Raw genomic sequence first — 15,176 nt, forward strand, 5'->3', positions numbered from 1 at the left:
CTGGTTGTTCAACGCCGTCAAGGTTGAGTCTGTTCCGCTCAACTCTATCGAGTTTTGAGCGATACGGCGTACGGGGTACCCCCGTTCCGATGACACAGACGACGCAGCACCCCGACCAGGCCGGCGCCGGGCTCGTCACGACCCCGCGCCGCGCTTCCCCGAGCTTTTGGCTCGCCGCCGTGGCCGCCGGACTGGCGCTCGCGGGGCTGATCGCGGTCGGATTCCACACCGATCTCGCTGGCGGCACCCCCTCGACGACGGTGCCGGAGTCCGGCACGCTGCAGGTCAGCGGGTCCGGCATGACGAAGACGATCCCCTGTCACGCCGGCTACCTGTCGGTAAGCGGACAGAAGAACACCATCACCCTCACCGGGCACTGCACCAGTGTCAGCGTGTCCGGCAGCGGCAACCACATCGCGGTCGACAGCACCGATGCGGTGAGCGCGTCGGGGACAGGCAACATCGTTCTCTATCACTGGGGTTCGCCCAAGGTCGACAACGTCGGGACCACCAACATCGTCCGACAGGGCTGAGTCACCGGCGCCCGAGCCTAGAATCGGGGCCCGTGAGCCTGGAGGACGTCGACGCACTGCGGGTGCTGCGCGACGCCTTCGCACCGGGCGAGTCGGCCTCGATCGGCGATCCCGGTGCGCTCGTCCACCGCGTCTACGACCATTGGTTCGCCCTCGACGGCTCGGTGCGCGATCTGTTCCCGCCCGAAATGGCCGCCCAGCGGCTCGCTTTCGGCCACGCGCTGCACTGGGTGTACGGCGAGCTGGTCGCGCGCCGCGCCCAGGAGCCGGTGGCGTTCCTGGCCCAGCTCGGCCGCGATCACCGCAAATACGGTGTGCTGGCGCCGCATTACGACACCCTGCGGCGTGCGTTGCTGGCGACGCTGCGTACCCAGGTGGGTGCGGCCTGGACCGACGCCGTCGACGCGACGGCCAGGCAGTCGCTGAACCTGATCACCGGGGTGATGAGCGGCGCCGCGGACGCCGAGGAGGGGCCCGCCTGGTGGGACGGCACCGTCGTCGAGCACCTGCGGGTGTCGCGGGATCTGGCCGTGGTCCGGCTGCAGCTCGATCAGCCGATGGACTACCACCCCGGCCAGTACGTCAACGTCCACGTGCCCCAATGCCCGCACCGCTGGCGGTATCTGAGTCCCGCGATTCCGCCCGACCCCGGCGGCGGGATCGAGTTTCACGTCCGCCTGGTTCCCGGCGGCCTGGTCAGCCCCGCGATCGTCAATGAAACCCGCACCGGCGACCGGTGGCGGATGTCGAGCCCCCACGGCGGCCTGCGGGTCGACCGCGAGGGCGGCGACGTGCTGATGGTCGCCGGCAGCACCGGCCTCGCGCCGCTGCGGGCGCTGATCATGGACCTGGCCCGGTTCGCGGTGAACCCGCGGATACATCTGTTCTTCGGCGCCCGCTACCGCTGCGAACTCTACGACCTGCCGACCCTGTGGCAGGTCGCCTCGCACAATCCGTGGCTGTCGGTCTCGCCCGTCTCGGAATACAACAGCGACCCCTCTTGGGCCGCAGACTATCCCGACGTCACACCGCCGCGCGGCCTGCACGTCCATCAGCTCGGGCGGCTGCCCGACGTGGTGACCAAGTACGGCGGCTGGGGCGATCGGCAGATCCTGGTCTGCGGCGGCCCGGCGATGGTCAGCGCCACCAAGGCCGCCCTGATCGCCAAAGGCGCTCCGCCCGAACACATTACACATGACCCGCTATGGAGGTAGCCATGCACGTCGTCACCCTGCACGATCCCTCGTCGCCGGTGGTCGCGCAGTTCATCCCCGAGGCGGGGATGATCGGCACGTCGCTGCGCGACGCCGGTGTCGAGCTGCTGGGCCAGCGCCGCGGCCTGGACGCCTACATCTCGGACGGCAAGACGATGGGCATCCCGATTCTGTATCCGTGGGCAAATCGATTGAGCGAGAACAGCTATACCGCGCAGGACGTCACCGTGACCCTGACGCCGGGAGAAAACGGTGTGCGCGCCGACCCCAACGGGCTACCGATCCACGGCGTCCTGGCCGCCTACCCCGGGTGGCAAGTGACGGCCGAGACGGCCAACGAGCTGACCGCCGAACTGGATTTCGGCGCCGATCCCCGACTGCTGGCCAGCTTCCCGTATCCGCATGTGCTGACGGTGACGGCCGAGCTGGCCGACCGGACGCTGAGGGTCCGGACCACGGTCACCGCGACCGGCGACCGGGCGGTGCCGCTGTGCTTCGGGTTCCACCCCTATCTGCAGCTGCCCGATGCGCCGCGGGCCGACTGGGTCATCGAGACACCGCCGTTGCGGCATCTTGGCCTCGACGAGAAAGGCCTGCCGACGGGCGATTCCGAGCCGGCGCCGGCGCGCGAAGAGGCGTTGGGCGACAAGGCTTTCGACGACGCCTACGACCAGGTGGCCGAGGGGTCGGTGTTCGCGGTATCCGGCGGCGGGCGCCGCATCGAGGTGCACTTCGAACACGGCTACCCGGCGACGCAGATTTTCGCGCCGCCGGTCGACGACCCCGCGAAGGCCATCGTGTGCTTCGAACCCATGACCGCACCGACCGACGCGCTGCGCCGGGGCGGTTACCGCTGCGCGCGGCCGGGCGAGCCGGCGGTCACGCAGTTTTCGATCCGGGTGTGATCCCAGTGACCACTTGTGTCACTGGAGTCGCTGTCTGGTGGTCACTAGGTGCATGCGAAAAGCGCTAGCAGATGCGCTAGCGCTTTCGCGAACTTCGTATGCCTCCGGAGACAGGAACCCCTGGGGCGAAAGTGAAACCGAGCGGGAATTAGCGTCCCCGGCGCGGCTGCCACACCACCAGCGCGGTGCTCTTGGGCACCACGGCCACATCGCGGCGCTGGCTGCCCCGGGTCTGCGCCAGCTCCTCGGTCAACTCCTTGACCCGGGCCTGCAGCGCCTCGACCTGATTGGTCAGCTCGATGATGCGCTTGATGCCGGCGAGGTTGACCCCCTCGTCCTGCGAGAGCCGTTGCACCTCACGCAGCAGGTCGACGTCGTGCTCCGAATACCGCCGTCCCCCACCGGAAGTCCGGCGGGGACTGACCAGGCCGAGGCGGTCATAGGTACGCAGCGTCTGGGCGTGCATGCCGGCCAGCTCGGCGGCCACCGAGATCAAGAAGGTCCGGGCATCCTCTTTGCGGTTCTTGGCCATCAGCGGTTACCCGCCCATCCCGCCCGGGGGTCGAAGCCGCTGGCGCGCTCGGCAGCGGCGTACGCCTCCAGCGCCTCCTGGGCCGCGCCCTCCAAATTGGGTGGCACGGCGACCTTTACGGTCACCAGCAGGTCCCCGTTGCCGCCGCTGCGCTTGGGCACGCCACGTCCACGCACCCGCAGGATGCGGCCGTCGGCGGTGCCCTTGGGCACCCGGACGCCGACCTTGCCGTCCAGCGTGGGTACCGAAATGGTTGAGCCCAAGGCCAACTCGGTGAAGCTGACGGGAACGGTCACCGTGAGGTCGTCGCCGTCGCGTCCGAACACCTTGTCCGGGCGCACGTGCACCGTCACGTACAGGTCACCCGACGGCGCACCGCGCAACCCCGCCTCGCCCTGGCCGGGCAGCCGGATGCGCTGTCCGTCCTCGACGCCCGGCGGGATCCGCACGTTGATGGTGCGGGTGCGGGTGGTGACGCCGGTGCCCTTGCACTCGTCGCAGGGGTGCTCGATGATCGAGCCGCTGCCCCGGCAGTCGGTGCACGGCTCGGAGAAGCCGAACGCGCCCTGGTTGCGGTTGATCACGCCGGAGCCGTTACAGGTGGGACACACCTTCGGGCTGGTGCCCGGCCGCGCCCCACTGCCATGGCAGTTGGTGCACGGAGCCGGGCTGGTCAGCCGCAGCGGCATCGCCACGCCCTTGGCGGCCTCGACGAAATCCAGCTGGGTTTCGGTCTCGAGGTCATTGCCGCGGCGCGGCCGGCTGGGCCGGGCGCCCGCCCCGCGCCCGAACAAGCCGCCGAACAGGTCACCGATGTTGGTGCCGCCGCTTCGGCCGGCGGCATCGAACAAATCGTTGAGGTTGAACTCAGCGCCGTCACCGCCGACGTTGAAGCCGCCGAACCCGCCGCTGTCGAACCGGCGCCCGCCGAAACCACCGCCGGCGAACAGCCTTCGGGTTTCGTCGTATTCCTTGCGCTTGGCCGGATCCGACAAGACGTTGTGCGCCTCGGAGACCGCTTTGAAGCGTTCGCCGGCGGCGGGGTTGTCGGGGTTGGCGTCCGGGTGCAGATCGCGCGCCAACTTGCGGTAGGCGCGTTTGATCTCTTCGGGACTGGCGTCAGAGGAGACGCCCAGCTCCTTATAGAAGTCCTTTTCGACCCATTCACGCTGGGCCATGTCGCGTCACCTCCTCACCTTTCTCTCTTCTGTTGTGCTGATTGTGTGGTCTAGTCACCGGATGTGCCGGGGTTATCGCCCGATTCGGCCGGCTCGGTTGCCCCAGCCGCCGCGGCGGACTCACCGGTAGCGCCCGCCGTATCGCCGTCCTCGTCAACCGTGTCGACGACGCCGACCAGAGCGTGGCGCAGCACCTGCTCACCCAGTTTGTAGCCCTGTCGCATGACGGTGCCGATCACCGGTCGGGAGCCATCGCCTTCGTGCTGAACGGCTTCGTGCAGCACCGGGTCGAAGTCCTCGCCCTCCTCGCCGAACGCCGTCAAGCCAAGGCCGGTCAGCGCGGTCTCCAGCTTGTCGGCCACCGATTTCAGCGGTCCGGATTCCAGATCACCGTGCTTGCGTGCCCGGTCGAGATCGTCGAGCACGCCCAGCAATTGATTGACGACGGCCGCCTTGGCCCGGTCCGCCGCGGCCTGTTGGTCGCGCAGCGCCCGCTTGCGGTAGTTGGCGAAGTCGGCCTGCACCCGTTGCAGATCGGCGGTGAGCTCGGCGACTTTGCCGTCGGGTTGGGTCGCCGTCTCGCCGGCCGGCGCCCCTCCCGGCGTATCGCCGGGAGGGGGGACCTGCCGTACTTCACCGGTCTCAGGATCGATTCGCCGCTTGTCGGTGACCGTCACCTGTTCCTGTGGGTTGCTTTCCGTCACTTGGACTCCCGGTCATCGTCGACCACCTCCGCGTCCACGACGTCGTCAGCGGACCCCGCCGGGCCGCCGGCCGCGCCGCCACCGGGCTGCTCACCGGAGGCCTGGGTGGCCTCGTAGATCGCCTGACCGAGCGCCTGGGACTCCTGGCCCAGTTTCTCCATCGCCGCCTTGATCGCGGCGATGTCGGTGCCGCCCAGGGCCGCCTTGGCCTCGGCGATCGCGGCGTCGACCTTGGACAGGGTGTCCTCGGGGACCTTCGAGCCGCCCTCGGCCTCGCGCTGATCCTTGACGAACTTCTCCGTCTGGTAGACCAGCGATTCGGCCTGGTTGCGGACGTCGGCCTCTTCGCGACGCTGACGATCCTCCTCGGCGTGCGCCTCGGCGTCCTTGATCATCCGATCGATCTCCTCCTTGGACAGGCCGGAGCCCTCCTGGATTTTGATCGTGTTCTCCTTGCCGGTGCCCTTGTCCTTGGCCGTGACGTGCACGATGCCGTTGGCGTCGATGTCGAAGGTGACCTCGATCTGCGGGACGCCGCGCGGAGCCGGCGGGATGCCGGTCAACTCGAAGGAGCCGAGCAGCTTGTTGTGCGAAGCGATTTCGCGCTCACCCTGGAACACCTGGATCTGCACCGACGGCTGGTTGTCGTCGGCCGTGGTGAAGGTCTCCGACCGCTTGGTGGGGATGGTGGTGTTGCGCTCGATGAGCTTGGTCATCACGCCGCCCTTGGTCTCGATACCCAGGCTCAGCGGCGTAACATCAAGCAGCAGAACGTCTTTCACCTCACCCTTGAGGACACCCGCCTGCAGTGCGGCACCTACGGCCACGACCTCGTCGGGGTTGACGCCCTTGTTGGGCTCCTTGCCTCCGGTGAGCTCCTTGACCAGTTCGGTCACCGCGGGCATGCGGGTGGAACCACCCACCAGAACGACGTGGTCGATTTCGGAGACCGAGATACCGGCGTCCTTGATCACGGACTGGAAGGGCTTGCGGGTGCGGTCCAGCAGATCCTGTGTGATGCGCTGGAATTCGGCGCGGGTCAGCTGCTCGTCGAGGAACAGCGGGTTCTTGTCCGCGTCGACGGTGATGTAGGGCAGGTTGATCGAGGTGCTCTGCGAACTCGAGAGCTCGATCTTGGCCTTCTCGGCGGCCTCACGCAGCCGCTGCATCGCCATCTTGTCCTTGGTCAGGTCAATTCCGCTGGTGCCCTTGAACTTGTCGACCAGCCACTCGACGACGCGGTCGTCCCAGTCGTCCCCACCGAGGTGGTTGTCACCACTGGTGGCGCGGACCTCGACCACACCCTCGCCGATCTCGAGCAGCGACACGTCGAACGTACCGCCACCGAGGTCGAAGACCAGGATGGTCTGTTCCTTCTCGCCCTTGTCCAGGCCGTAGGCCAGCGCGGCCGCGGTCGGCTCGTTGACGATGCGCAGCACGTTCAGGCCGGCGATCTGGCCGGCTTCCTTGGTTGCCTGACGCTGGGCGTCGTTGAAGTACGCCGGCACGGTGACGACCGCGTCGGTGACGTCCTCACCCAGATACGCCTCGGCGTCGCGCTTCAGCTTCATCAGCACGCGGGCGCTGATCTCCTGAGCGGTGTATTTCTTGTCATCGATCTCGATGGACCAGTCGGTGCCCATGTGCCGCTTGACCGAACGGATGGTGCGGTCGACGTTGGTGACCGCCTGGTTCTTGGCGGGCTGCCCGACGAGCACCTCACCGTTGCGCGCGAACGCGACGATGGACGGCGTGGTCCGCGAACCCTCGGAGTTGGCGACGACGACCGGGTCACCGCCCTCGAGGACTGCGACGACGGAGTTGGTGGTCCCGAGGTCGATACCGACCGCACGAGCCATAGTGATTCCTCCTGAATGTGTAGAGCTTGTTTGGTGCCACTATGCTGAGTGAACCAGGCTCAAGCCTGCCCTTTAGGCCGGTGGGCTGTCAACCCAGTATTGAGTGTGGTTCGCTCAACTTGTCGATCATGTTAACGGCGGTTGGTCCCGCCTTGTTCCCCGGGGTGGCTAGATATTCGAGGCCTCGCCGGCAACTTCCTCGATCAGCGCGAGCAGCGCCTGGGTGGCCGCGCTCGCCTGCCGGGTGGCCGAGGTCGCGACATAGAGCCGCCACAGCAGGTCAGGCCCGGTGATCCGGACGCTGACCAAGCCCGAGCTGTCGATGCCCTCGAGGATGGACCAGCTCAGAAAACCGATCCCCAGCCCCTTGCGGATGCAGGTCGCCGCGGTGCCGATGTCGGCAACCTCCACCGCGACGGTCCGCTCGACACCCGCGGCCGCGAACGCGTTGTCGACCACGGCGCGGTTGCCGTATCCCGGCGGCCCGTCGACGAACGACATGCCCGCCAAATCGGCCAGCGAAACCGCCTTGCGCCGGGCCAGCGGGTGCTCGGCGGGGACGACCAGCAGCAGGGGCACCGAGGCGACGAGCCGGGTGTTCAGGTCAGCCGGGGGCGGACCGGTGAAGACCAGGAAGGCGACGTCGAGGTCGCCGTCGCGCAGCTGACCGGCCAGACCGGCCGACCCGGCGCTGGCCGCGCGCAGGTGAACCACGACTTCGGGATGGCGGGCGTGCAGCTCGGCGAGTACGGTCGGCACGTCGATGACGCTGACCGACGTCAACGTCCCGACCGTGACGGTGCCGCGCACGGTGCCCCGGGCCGCGCCGACCGCGTCCTTGGCCGCGCGGACGGCGTCGAGGGTGGCCCGGGCGTGGGGCCGCAGCGCTTCGCCGGCGGGGCTCAGTGCCACGCCGGCCGCGCCCCGGACGAACAGTTCGGCGCCCAGTTCGCGTTCGAGCGCCTTGATGGTGGCCGACACCCCGGACTGCACGACCTGCAGGCGCTTGGCCGCCGCCGTGAAGCTCCGGCCGTCCGCGACGGCCAGAAAGTACTCGAGGTGGCGAAGCTCCATATCCGCGATTATCACCGCAGATGATGGCAACCATCAGAAGATATCGTTGGTGCTGATCACGGCGCTGGGCATACCGTGGCAAATGCTCATGGATCAGCACGCCCCCACCGAGATCAGCACCCGCTGGTCGTCGGCGTCCGCCGACGACAGGTTCGTCGTGGAAAACCCCGCCACCGGCCAGATCGTCACCGTCGTGCAAGGGGCCGGTACCGAGCAGGTCGACCAGGCCGTGCGGGCCGCGCACGCCGCGCACCTGATTTGGAAGCAACGCCCGGCCCGCGAACGCGGCCGCTACCTCCGGCGGATCGCCGACGTCATCCGCGCACACGCCGACGAAATCGCCGCCCTCGAGTCGCGGGAAATGGGCAAGCCGATCAGCCAGGCGCGCGGCTTCGACGTCGAAGCCGCGATCGGGATCTTCGAATACTTCGCCGGCATGGTCGAGGTGCTGCCGAGCCAGGCGCGCGACTACGGCCCGGTTTTCGACGTGACCACGCTGGAGCCCTACGGCGTGATCGCCGGCATCGTGCCCTTCAACTGGCCGCCGATCCACACCGCCGGAAAAGTCGCGCCCGCGCTGGCCGTCGGCAACGCCGTGGTGCTGAAACCCCCGGAGCAGACGCCCACGGTGGTGCTGCGACTGGTCGAACTGATCCAGTCGGTGCTACCCGATCCGGTGGTGCACGCCGTGCCCGGTGGGGGTCAGGTGGGCGCCGCGCTGGCCGAGCATCAACTGGTGGGCAAGATCTCCTTCACCGGATCGCCACTCACCGGTTCGGCCGTGCTGCGCACGGCGGCCGGAAACCTGACGCCGGCGCTGATGGAGTTGGGCGGAAAGAACCCGTTGCTGGTGTTCGACGACGCCGACCTGCACGAGGCGCTGCTGGCCGCCATCGACGGCGGCTTCTTCAACCAGGGTGAGGCGTGCACCGCGGCGTCGCGAATCCTGGTGCAGGACAACGTCTATGCGGAGTTCGAAGAGAAGCTGTGCGTCGCGGTGCGCCGGCTACGGGTGGGCGACGGCGCCGACCCCGCCACCGACGTGGGCCCGCTGGTCACCCGGGCCCAGCGCAAGCAGGTGCTGGAATACCTCGACATCGGCGTGGCCGAAGGCGCCCGCATCGCCGCCCAGGCGCCGCTGCCGCAGGATCCCCGGCTCGCGGACGGCTACTACGTCGCACCGACCGTACTGACCGGCGTCACACCTGACATGCGGGTGGCCCAGGAGGAGATCTTCGGCCCGGTGGTCGCCCTGATCCGGTTCAGCGACGAGGCCGAAGCGGTCCGCATCGCCAACGGCACCCCGTACGGGCTGGTCGCCGCGGTGTTCACCGCCGACGGCGACCGGGCGTTGCGGGTGAGCCGGCAGATCCGGGCCGGGGCCGTCTTCGTCAACAACTACGCACGGGTGGCCATCGGCAGCGGATTCGGGGGCGTCGGCCACAGCGGGTTCGGACGCGAGCACGCGCAGGAGACGCTGGCCGAATACGGCTACACCAAAACCATTCGCCTGGCCGCCGACCGCGACGAGCTGCCGTACTGGAACGCCGCCACCCGAGTCCTCGAAGGATAGATCAGATGCGTGTCATCGCGCTCGAAGAGCACTACGCCACAATGGAATTCCTGCAAGGCCCGGGCACCTGGCTGGCGTCGCGACCCGGGATCGTGGAACCGGCCAGCGACCTCGGCGACGGCCGCATCGCGGCGATGGACGAGGCCGGGGTGGACCTGGCGGTGCTCTCGCTGGCCGCGCCCGGGGTGGAGCAACTGGATCCGGACGAAGCGGTCCGGATCGCCCGAGACTCCAACGACCAGCTCGCCGCCGCGGTGCAGCGGTACCCAAATCGGTTGGCGGGCTTCGCCACCCTGCCCACCAGCGCGCCCGAGCAGGCGGCGGAGGAACTCGAGCGCGCGGTGCGCCGGCTCGGATTTCCCGGTGCGGTGATCAACGGGCACAGCCGGGGCCGCTACCTGGACGACCCGTTCTTCGAGCCCGTCCTGGCCCGCGCGGCCGCCCTGGAGGCGCCGATCTACCTGCATCCGACCATCCCGCCGGCGGGCGTCATCGAATCCAGCTACGCCGGCTTCGCCGAGCCCGTCACGTTCGCGCTGGCCACCGTGGGCTGGGGGTGGCACATCAACACCGCCACCCACGCGCTGCGGATGATTCTCGGCGGCGTATTCGACCGGCACCCGTCGCTGCAGATGATCATCGGGCACATGGGCGAGGCGACGTCGTTCATGCTGCCGCGCTTCGACGACACCCTGAAACCGGAACTGACCGGTCTGCAGCATCCCGTGAGTTCGTACCTTCGGGAGAACTTTCACTACACGTTCGCCAACTTCAACGACCACGCGACGTACGCGAACCTGGTGGCGCAGGTGGGGATCGAGCGGGTGGCCTTCTCCGCCGATTACCCGTTCGGGTCGATGGTCAACGCCCGCGCCTTCCTCGACGGCTTGCCGCTGTCCGACGACGAGCGCGCCGCCATCAGCCACCGCAACGCCGAAAAACTGTTGGGGCTGTAGCGCTCCGATTTAGCGCGAACAATCGGTCACGCGGTGATAAACCTGGGCCATCGGCTCGGTATCGATAGCTGCGCCGGGGCAGCGACTTTCGCCTCGCGGTGCGTAACCTGAGTGCCGCTATTCGAATCGTCTGGGGAGCGGCGGGTGCGGTTTTCGGAGAATGCGCGGCGGAGCCTGGCCGGTGGTTCGCTGCTGCTCGTAGCGCTGGTGGGCGGTTCGCAGCTGGTGTCGGGCTGCAGCTCCATCATCGGCGGCCGGCCGGTGGCCTCGCCTGGAGCAGGACCCACCGAACCTTCTTTTCCCACTCCGCGGTCCACCCCGCCGTCGGCTACTGCCGCCCCGGCCCCGGTCCCGGTCCCGGGCCCGTCTGCCGTGCCGGGGAAGCCGACCACCCCGGCGGGCGCCATCCCGCTGCCGCCCGACCAGAACGGCTACGTCTTCATCGAGACCAAGTCCGGCGTGACGCGCTGCCAGATCAACAAGGACACCGTCGGCTGCGAGGCACCGTTCACCAACTCCCCGTTGCAGGACGGTGAGCACGCCAACGGCGTCAGCATCAACACCGGCGGCAAGGTGCAGTGGGTGCTGGGCAACCTGGGGGCCATCCCGACCGTCACCATCGACTACAAGACCTACGCGGCGCAGGGCTGGACGATCATCGCCAACACCGACGGCACCCGCTTCACCAACGACCAGACCAAGCACGGCATGTTCGTCAGCGTCGAGAAGGTCAACACGTTTTGACAGCCCGGACAAGCTGGTTCAGCTCGTCATTGGGTCGCGAGAAGACGGCTTTGTTATCCGCCTGTCGAGAGACATACGGCGGCCTCATTTCGCAAACTGCGGAGCGACGGTTTTTCAGGCATTCGCAGCTAAATGTCCCCAGAATCAATGGCTTTCGCGGCCCGCAGGTATCAGGCCTCGAAGCTTGGCTTCAATACGCTGAATCACGGGCGCTCACTCCCGGAATCTCTCCAAGTACCGCCTGATCTGTTCCAGGCTGACTCCGGTCTTCTGCCGGTCGGAGTGGCTGCCCAGCACCAGCTGATTGGTGTCGTTGTCGTACAGCAGGTACTCGCCATGGCGTAATCGGGTGATGAACATGTTGGATTGGGCGGCCAGCCGCTGAATCTGGCCCGGATCCTCGGTGGTCAATGCCTGGCCTCCTTGCGCTGTGGCTCAATTGGGCCACATCGTCCCAGCTTTGGGGAAGTTTGTGCCTGTGGCCGCTCGCCGCGCCAGAGAGGTGACGGGGAACGTTAACAGGAGCGCTGGATAGCGCGGCGGAATCGAGGGCACCGACTGGGAGCCCGACTGCGTCGTCTTGAGTGGCCGACGGTACCGCCAACCGTCCGCAGTAGAGCTAGCGGCAATTCTTCGCAACCAGCAGAGTCAACGGTCTGGCGTGCTGGTTCGTGACGCTGCCAACACAGGTTGACGGCATCAAACGCCGAGATAGGTTCGTCAGCGTCGAGAAGGTCAACACGTTCTGACAGCCTGAAAGGCCAGTCAGCCGTCCCAGACCAGGTGCCCGTCGGGGCGCCGGCGGGCACCCTCGGATGGGCGGTGCGGGCTGAGTCGGCCGTCGGGCATGAGGTGCTGCACGGGCATCCCACGCCCGAGCACCGCCACGTCGGCGATCAGCCGCCGGTGGCAACGCCACCAGACGCTCTCGCTGCACATCACCGCCGTGGTGCGCCGGCCCGCATCGGCCAGGACCTCGTCCAGCGCCGCGTCGAACTCCGGGGTCCGGGTGTATGCGGCGTACGCCCGGAACGCGGCCACCGTCCACCAGCTGTCCGGCTGCGGTTCTCCGGCCGCGATATGCCGCCGTCCGCCGAGGCGGGGCTCCCACCGATAGTCGATGTCCCCTTGCGGCAGCCAGCATTCCAGGGCCTCCCGCCGCACGTCCGGGTTCGTCCGGCTGGCCGGGTATCGCCGCACATCCACCACCAGCGCAACTCCCGCTCCGGCAAGCAACTCCGTCAGCCGCTCCCGGCCGGCCGCCCCGTGGCCCACGGTCAGCAACACCCGCTCCATAGGGACAGCTTGCCCGGGATAGGCGATGTGAACATTTGAGCCAGTGCGGAATTGGCAGCCGACTCGAGAGCGCGAGGTGAATTGATTGCCAGGCCTGCTTCAGTAATCTTGCCCTGAGCTCGGGAGGGGTGGCGATGCGAACGGGGTTGATCAGCAGTCGGGCGGGCAGCTAACGATTCCATGCAACTGCAATATCTCAGCATCCCAGCGCTGATCGGCTCAGCCGGCGGAGACCCCTGGGCAATCAATGCGAGCCTGCAGGCGGGTAGCCCGTTGCAGATTGCCAACCTCGCCGGGGCTTTTCGCAAAGCCGGCCGATGCACAAAGGAGGCCAATGACGCGTTCGAGCAGGCCCGCATCCGCTTCGAGACCGCCTGGAACCACCAGAACGGCGATCACCCGATCACCGGCTCCGACGAAGTGCAGCGGGTGACGAAAGCCCTGATAGCCCAGCTGACGGTCACCGCACTCCACGACTCGTCGGTAGATCGGGCCCAGATCTGGCTGACCGCCCGACCGGGTCCGGCGGCAGTTCCGGCGTCCGCCGGTCCTCACCGCGCCCCGGGCAGCGGAACGCGAGAGAGGCACTGATGCCCGGCGATAAACCAAAGCTCCGCTGGCGCGTGCTGCGCTATTCCCTCGGTGGTGCGTTGTGCCTGATGGCGGTCATCGACGCCCTGGTCGGAGCTCGTTGGTCTCTAGCTGTCGGCGCGGCCGTGGTCGGCGGCGTAATCCTCATCGGTCAGCGCCGGATCCTCCGTGCCGCGGTCAGCCGGACCGGTGACGAGATCGTCTGCCGCTACATTCCCTGGTACGAGGGCAGCGCCTATACCGTGACGCTGCTGCTCCCACTGATGGGCATCGCAATGGTCGATTTGGGGTTCGCGCCCGGCAATCCGGCGTGGCTCCGGTACGGCGGCTTCCTGCTTCTGGGTGTGACCCCACTGACCGTGTGGGGCATCGTTCGCATGTGGCGTCGCTGCCTCCTCCGCATTACCCGGTCGACGTTGACCGAGCGACTGGCCGAGCGCGGGAGCGAGCTGACCGAAATCCGGCGTGAGCTGGTCGAGTCGATCGAGCCCAAGCTCATCCCGCAGCCGCGGGGCGGTCGCGCGCTGCAAGTCGCAATTGCTTACCGTCCCTTAGATGTCGGCACTGACACCTCCAAGACCGTGATGCTCGGGCTGCGACTGAGTGTTCAGCCGACCAACCTGTTCAACGCACTCATCGCCTGGCGAGACGGCGCCCGGGACGACCCGAGCGAGCTGCTGGATCGGATCGAAGGGATTCTCCGAGGCAGTCCTGCGATCGGCGGATGACCGCGCCGTCACATCTTGGAGCCCAGCCCCGCGATCAGATTGATCGTCACCGCCAGGACCACCGCCCCCAGTAGGTAGGACACCAGCGCATGGCGTAAGACCGTCGCCCTGATCGACGCCAAGCCGATCTCGGTGTCCGACACCTGGTACGTCATACCGACGGTGAAGGCGAGGTAGGCGAAATCCCGGAAGCGGGGCGGCTCGGGGTCGTGAAAGTCGATGCCGCCCGGGTCATCCGAGTAGTAGAGCCGCGCGTAGTGCACCGAGTACAGCGTGTGCACGGCCACCCAGGACGCCGCGACGGTGAGGACGCCGACGGCCGCGGCCGCCAAGGCTTCGTGGCCCGAGCGCGAGCCCGCGGCCACCACGTAACCGACGCCGGCCAGGCTTGCCAGGCTCGCCGACAGGATGACCGCGTCGGCGACCCACCGGGTCGGATCCTCCCGCGTTGCCCATCGACACGTCTGCTCGGCGTCCATGCGGAGCAGGCTGAGGTGCGTCCAGGCCGCATACATTCCGGCGGTGGCGATCCAGCCGGCAAGCGCATAACGCCAACCGACTGTGTTGCCCACCTCGACAGCGACGGCGACTCCGAGGGCCACGCAGACCGATATTCGGACCGCGACCGTGTCTCGCAACAACTTCACCAGGGAATCCACGACCTCGACCTAACCACCAACGCGCCGCCCAGGGTTGGCATCAGGCGATTGGCAGGTGCGGTCAGTACGATCGGTCCCGTGGCATCCAATGGCCCACGCGACGACTTCCATAATCAGCCGACGCAGCATGGCGACTTCGGTGTGAGCGAACAGCCACCGACCGGCGAGATTCCGCCGGCCGGTCCCCAGCCGAGCCCGCCCGAGGGATCCGACCAATACGGCGACATCGACCCGTTTGACCAGGAAGCCGAGCCGACCCCGTGGTATCGCAAGCCCAAGATGCTGATCGCCTGGGTGGTCTCCGTCGTCATCCTGATTGCGTTGATCGTTTTCGGCATCATCGAGCTCATTCACGGACAGCAGACCGTCCCCCACGCCCCCAAAACGACGACGCCGACAAGCACCACCACCACCACCACGACGACCCCGACAACGACCACGACCACCACATCCTCGCCCGGCAGCAGCGCCGAACAGCCGCCGGCGCAGCAGCCGACAGAGCAGCAGCCCACCGGGGGACAGACACAGCAGCCCACGCATCACCACCATGTGCCGCAGCTGCCGCCGGTGATCACCATTCCCGGGGTGCCGCATCCGGTCACGGTGCCGCCGGGCCTGCGTTAGCGAGTC

General features: G+C 67.8%; 16 protein-coding genes and 1 pseudogene. 9 read left to right on the forward strand and 8 right to left on the reverse strand.

Features of this window, described 5'->3' with window-relative positions; genetic code table 11:
• The first annotated feature begins 89 nt into the window (after positions 1-89).
• The 3 genes from MTY59_RS05115 to MTY59_RS05125 are packed head-to-tail and all read left to right on the forward strand — an operon-like array spanning position 90 to position 2,652.
• A complete protein-coding gene (locus tag MTY59_RS05115; RefSeq protein ID WP_221044718.1) occupies positions 90-533 on the forward strand; it encodes a DUF3060 domain-containing protein in 444 nt (147 codons plus the stop codon).
• Between the two features lie 32 nt (positions 534-565).
• Positions 566-1,747, forward strand: a complete 1,182-nt coding sequence (locus MTY59_RS05120) for an FAD-binding oxidoreductase (protein WP_221044719.1) — start codon at positions 566-568, stop codon at positions 1,745-1,747.
• Positions 1,748-1,749: 2 nt separating this feature from the next.
• Positions 1,750-2,652 carry an aldose 1-epimerase gene (locus MTY59_RS05125; protein ID WP_221044720.1) on the forward strand — a complete coding sequence of 301 codons (903 nt, stop codon included), beginning with the start codon at positions 1,750-1,752 and terminating at the stop codon, positions 2,650-2,652.
• Between the two features lie 148 nt (positions 2,653-2,800).
• Here the strand turns inward: MTY59_RS05125 and MTY59_RS05130 are convergent, their stop codons facing one another.
• The 5 genes from MTY59_RS05130 to MTY59_RS05150 all read right to left on the reverse strand — a co-directional run bounded on the left by MTY59_RS05130 (position 2,801) and on the right by MTY59_RS05150 (position 7,999).
• Positions 2,801-3,184: a heat shock protein transcriptional repressor HspR gene (locus MTY59_RS05130; RefSeq protein ID WP_221044721.1), complete on the reverse strand. Its 384-nt coding sequence runs from the start codon at positions 3,182-3,184 to the stop codon at positions 2,801-2,803.
• A complete protein-coding gene (gene dnaJ, locus MTY59_RS05135) occupies positions 3,184-4,362 on the reverse strand; it encodes a molecular chaperone DnaJ (RefSeq protein WP_221044722.1) in 1,179 nt (392 codons plus the stop codon). Before dnaJ ends, MTY59_RS05130 begins: the two co-directional genes overlap by 1 nt.
• Before the next feature lie 50 nt (positions 4,363-4,412).
• Positions 4,413-5,066 carry a nucleotide exchange factor GrpE gene (grpE, locus tag MTY59_RS05140; protein ID WP_221044723.1) on the reverse strand — a complete coding sequence of 218 codons (654 nt, stop codon included), beginning with the start codon at positions 5,064-5,066 and terminating at the stop codon, positions 4,413-4,415.
• Positions 5,063-6,925 (reverse strand): molecular chaperone DnaK, encoded by a 1,863-nt coding sequence (gene dnaK / locus MTY59_RS05145; protein ID WP_221044724.1) that lies wholly within the window; start codon positions 6,923-6,925, stop codon positions 5,063-5,065. The genes grpE and dnaK overlap by 4 nt, the downstream gene beginning before the upstream one ends.
• A 168-nt stretch (positions 6,926-7,093) precedes the next feature.
• Positions 7,094-7,999, reverse strand: a complete 906-nt coding sequence (locus MTY59_RS05150) for a LysR family transcriptional regulator (RefSeq protein WP_221044725.1) — start codon at positions 7,997-7,999, stop codon at positions 7,094-7,096.
• 49 nt (positions 8,000-8,048) lie between these two features.
• Between MTY59_RS05150 and MTY59_RS05155 the strand changes: the two genes are divergently transcribed.
• The 3 genes from MTY59_RS05155 to MTY59_RS05165 all read left to right on the forward strand — a co-directional run bounded on the left by MTY59_RS05155 (position 8,049) and on the right by MTY59_RS05165 (position 11,272).
• Positions 8,049-9,572 (forward strand): aldehyde dehydrogenase family protein, encoded by a 1,524-nt coding sequence (locus MTY59_RS05155; RefSeq protein WP_250160718.1) that lies wholly within the window; start codon positions 8,049-8,051, stop codon positions 9,570-9,572.
• Positions 9,573-9,577: 5 nt separating this feature from the next.
• Complete coding sequence (locus tag MTY59_RS05160; protein ID WP_221044726.1) at positions 9,578-10,528, forward strand: amidohydrolase family protein; 951 nt, start codon at positions 9,578-9,580, stop codon at positions 10,526-10,528.
• Between the two features lie 144 nt (positions 10,529-10,672).
• Entirely contained in the window at positions 10,673-11,272 is a 600-nt protein-coding gene (locus MTY59_RS05165) for a hypothetical protein (protein ID WP_221044727.1), read from the forward strand.
• Between the two features lie 213 nt (positions 11,273-11,485).
• Here the strand turns inward: MTY59_RS05165 and MTY59_RS05170 are convergent, their stop codons facing one another.
• Complete coding sequence (locus tag MTY59_RS05170; protein WP_221044728.1) at positions 11,486-11,683, reverse strand: hypothetical protein; 198 nt, start codon at positions 11,681-11,683, stop codon at positions 11,486-11,488.
• Between the two features lie 354 nt (positions 11,684-12,037).
• Positions 12,038-12,559 (reverse strand): DUF488 domain-containing protein, encoded by a 522-nt coding sequence (locus tag MTY59_RS05175; protein ID WP_221046261.1) that lies wholly within the window; start codon positions 12,557-12,559, stop codon positions 12,038-12,040.
• A 189-nt stretch (positions 12,560-12,748) separates the two neighbouring features.
• Between MTY59_RS05175 and MTY59_RS05180 the strand changes: the two are divergent.
• Positions 12,749-13,021, forward strand: a pseudogene (locus MTY59_RS05180) (putative alpha/beta hydrolase); the annotation flags it as partial.
• A gap of 137 nt (positions 13,022-13,158) precedes the next feature.
• Complete coding sequence (locus MTY59_RS05185) at positions 13,159-13,887, forward strand: hypothetical protein (RefSeq protein ID WP_221044729.1); 729 nt, start codon at positions 13,159-13,161, stop codon at positions 13,885-13,887.
• An 8-nt stretch (positions 13,888-13,895) separates the two neighbouring features.
• Here the strand turns inward: MTY59_RS05185 and MTY59_RS05190 are convergent, their stop codons facing one another.
• Positions 13,896-14,546, reverse strand: a complete 651-nt coding sequence (locus MTY59_RS05190; RefSeq protein ID WP_221044730.1) for a DUF1345 domain-containing protein — start codon at positions 14,544-14,546, stop codon at positions 13,896-13,898.
• A gap of 78 nt (positions 14,547-14,624) precedes the next feature.
• Here MTY59_RS05190 and MTY59_RS05195 point away from each other — a divergent pair, with 78 nt between their 5' ends.
• Positions 14,625-15,170 carry a hypothetical protein gene (locus MTY59_RS05195; RefSeq protein ID WP_250160719.1) on the forward strand — a complete coding sequence of 182 codons (546 nt, stop codon included), beginning with the start codon at positions 14,625-14,627 and terminating at the stop codon, positions 15,168-15,170.
• Positions 15,171-15,176: the final 6 nt, after the last annotated feature.

The sequence above is a fragment of the Mycobacterium senriense genome, from assembly GCF_019668465.1.
Taxonomy (GTDB): Bacteria; Actinomycetota; Actinomycetes; order Mycobacteriales; family Mycobacteriaceae; genus Mycobacterium; species Mycobacterium senriense.

Coding starts and splice junctions, on each gene's coding strand:
- MTY59_RS05115 (WP_221044718.1), top strand. CDS start 90: ATGACACAGACGACGCAGCACCCCGACCAGGCCGGCGCCGGGCTCGTC.
- MTY59_RS05125 (WP_221044720.1), top strand. CDS start 1,750: ATGCACGTCGTCACCCTGCACGATCCCTCGTCGCCGGTGGTCGCGCAG.
- MTY59_RS05130 (WP_221044721.1), bottom strand. CDS start 3,184: ATGGCCAAGAACCGCAAAGAGGATGCCCGGACCTTCTTGATCTCGGTG.
- dnaJ (WP_221044722.1), bottom strand. CDS start 4,362: ATGGCCCAGCGTGAATGGGTCGAAAAGGACTTCTATAAGGAGCTGGGC.
- dnaK (WP_221044724.1), bottom strand. CDS start 6,925: ATGGCTCGTGCGGTCGGTATCGACCTCGGGACCACCAACTCCGTCGTC.
- MTY59_RS05150 (WP_221044725.1), bottom strand. CDS start 7,999: ATGGAGCTTCGCCACCTCGAGTACTTTCTGGCCGTCGCGGACGGCCGG.
- MTY59_RS05160 (WP_221044726.1), top strand. CDS start 9,578: ATGCGTGTCATCGCGCTCGAAGAGCACTACGCCACAATGGAATTCCTG.
- MTY59_RS05185 (WP_221044729.1), top strand. CDS start 13,159: ATGCCCGGCGATAAACCAAAGCTCCGCTGGCGCGTGCTGCGCTATTCC.